This window comes from Pseudomonas moorei, assembly GCF_008801475.1.
In the GTDB taxonomy this organism is placed as follows: Bacteria; Pseudomonadota; Gammaproteobacteria; order Pseudomonadales; family Pseudomonadaceae; genus Aquipseudomonas; species Aquipseudomonas moorei.
Genome location: NZ_VZPP01000038.1, coordinates 1 through 2,526 on the forward strand (window position 1 = coordinate 1; position 2,526 = coordinate 2,526).

A 2,526-nucleotide genomic window follows, 5' to 3' on the forward strand; every position below is an offset into this window, starting at 1 on the left:
CTGATCGGCCGCCCCAGCCGCACCATCCGTAGTGCATGGGTTTACTCAATAAGATCACGCAGGAGATTTGACGTGCACATTGGTGTTCCTCTCGAAACCCAGACGGGTGAAACACGGGTTGCTGCAACCCCGGAAACCATCAAGAAACTGATCGGCCAGGGTCATAAGGTCACTGTGCAAAGCGGCGCCGGCATTAATGCCAGTGTTGTCGACAGTGCTTATGCAGCGGCAGGCGCAACCATTGGCAGCGCCAACGATGCCTTTGGTGCAGAGCTGATTCTTAAAGTGGTCGCGCCCAGCGACAGCGAGCTGGCGCTGATCAAGCGCGGCACCGTTGTGGTTGGCATGCTCAACCCGTTCAGCAATGAAACCATCGCCAAGATGGCTGAGTGCGGCATCACCGCGTTCGCGCTGGAGGCTGCACCACGTACCTCCCGTGCTCAAAGCCTGGATGTGCTGTCCTCGCAAGCCAACATCGCCGGTTACAAAGCCGTGTTGCTGGCCGCTCATTACTATCCGCGCTTCATGCCGATGCTGATGACCGCTGCAGGTACCGTGAAAGCCGCTCGCGTGCTGATCCTCGGTGCCGGTGTGGCCGGTTTGCAGGCCATTGCCACGGCCAAACGCCTGGGTGCAGTGATCGAAGCGTCCGATGTGCGTCCTGCGGTTAAAGAGCAGATCGAATCCCTCGGCGCCAAGTTCGTCGACGTGCCCTACGAGACCGATGAAGAGCGTGAATGCGCCGTCGGTGTCGGCGGTTACGCACGCCCCATGCCGGCCAGCTGGATGCAACGCCAGGCCGTGGCCGTGCACGAACGCGCCAAGCAGGCCGATATCGTCATTACCACCGCGCTGATTCCGGGCCGCAAGGCGCCGACGCTGTTGAGCGCGGAAACCGTGGCGCAGATGAAGCCGGGCTCGGTGGTCATTGACCTCGCGGCCGCCCAGGGCGGCAACTGCCCGCTGACCGTGGCCGACCAGGTGGTCGTCGCAAACGGCGTGACCATCGTCGGCCCGACCAACCTGGCCGGCGCGGTCGCGGCGGACGCTTCGGCGCTGTACGCCCGCAACCTGCTGGACTTCCTGAAACTGGTGTTCACTAAGGAAGGCCAGTTCGACATCAACCTTGAAGACGATATCGTCGCCGCGTGCCTGATGTGCCGCGATGGCCAGATCGTGCGCAAGAACGGCTGAGGATAAAAACAATGGAAGACATGCTGATCTCTCACGGTATCTACAACCTGATCATCTTCGTGCTGGCCATCTACGTCGGCTACCATGTGGTCTGGAACGTGACACCTGCGCTGCACACCCCGCTGATGGCCGTGACCAACGCGATCTCCGCCATCGTCATTGTCGGCGCCATGCTCGCCGCCGCCCTCACCGTCACCCCACTGGGCAAGACCATGGGCACCCTGGCCGTGGCGCTGGCGGCGGTCAACGTGTTTGGTGGCTTCCTGGTCACCCGGCGCATGCTGGAAATGTTCAAGAAGAAAGCGGCTCCAGCAAAGGCTCCGGCAGCCAAGGCCGAAGCAGTCAAGGCTGAGGTGCAACAAGCATGAGCATGAACCTGGTTACCTCCCTGTATTTGATCGCCTCGGTCTGCTTCATCCAGGCGCTCAAGGGGCTCTCGCACCCAACCACGTCGCGTCGCGGCAACCTGTTCGGCATGCTCGGCATGGGCCTGGCGGTTCTCACCACGGTCGGCCTGATCTACAAGCTCGGTGCCGAACTGGCCCATGACGGTATCGTCTACGTGATCGTCGGCCTGCTGATCGGCGGCACCGCCGGTTCGATCATGGCCAAACGCGTTGAAATGACCAAAATGCCGGAACTGGTCGCCTTCATGCACAGCATGATCGGCCTGGCCGCGGTATTCATCGCCATTGCGGCTGTCGTCGAGCCGCAGTCCCTGGGCATCGTCCAGCATCTGGGCGACGAAATCCCGACCGGTAACCGCCTGGAACTGTTCCTCGGCGCGGCTATCGGTGCAATCACCTTCTCCGGTTCGGTGATCGCTTTCGGCAAACTGTCGGGCAAGTACAAGTTCCGTCTGTTCCAGGGCGCGCCGGTACAGTTCAGCGGTCAGCACAAACTGAACCTGCTGCTGGGCCTGGCCACACTGGCGCTGGGCGTGACCTTCATGCTGACCGGCAACCTCAGCGCCTTCGCCTTGATGCTGGCCTTGGCGTTCGTCATGGGCGTGCTGATCATCATCCCGATCGGCGGCGCCGACATGCCGGTGGTGGTGTCGATGCTCAACAGCTACTCCGGCTGGGCCGCAGCGGGTATCGGCTTCTCGCTGAACAACTCGATGCTGATCATCGCAGGCTCCCTGGTGGGCTCCTCCGGTGCGATCCTCTCGTACATCATGTGCAAGGCGATGAACCGTTCCTTCTTTAATGTACTGCTCGGCGGTTTCGGCAATACAGCCGACGCCGGTCCCGCAGGCGCCAAGGAAGCCCGTCCGGTGAAATCCGGTTCGGCTGACGACGCGACCTTCCTGCTGACCAACGCCGACACCGT

The 2,526-nt window shown here is 61.8% G+C and carries 3 protein-coding genes; all 3 read left to right on the forward strand.

The features are described from left to right. Positions 1 to 72 precede the first annotated feature (72 nt). Complete coding sequence (locus F7R06_RS30605; RefSeq protein WP_090327220.1) at positions 73 to 1,194, forward strand: Re/Si-specific NAD(P)(+) transhydrogenase subunit alpha; 1,122 nt, start codon at positions 73 to 75, stop codon at positions 1,192 to 1,194. Positions 1,195 to 1,205: 11 nt separating this feature from the next. Next, complete coding sequence (locus tag F7R06_RS30610; protein ID WP_007992881.1) at positions 1,206 to 1,562, forward strand: NAD(P) transhydrogenase subunit alpha part 2; 357 nt, start codon at positions 1,206 to 1,208, stop codon at positions 1,560 to 1,562. Further along, on the forward strand, positions 1,559 to 2,526 hold a 968-nt coding region (locus F7R06_RS30615), incomplete at its 3' end, for an NAD(P)(+) transhydrogenase (Re/Si-specific) subunit beta (RefSeq protein WP_151149728.1). The genes F7R06_RS30610 and F7R06_RS30615, both read left to right, overlap by 4 nt.

What these genes read in the sequence shown, in the direction of transcription:
- F7R06_RS30610 (WP_007992881.1), top strand. Translation starts at nt 1,206, where the DNA reads ATGGAAGACATGCTGATCTCTCACGGTATCTACAACCTGATCATCTTC.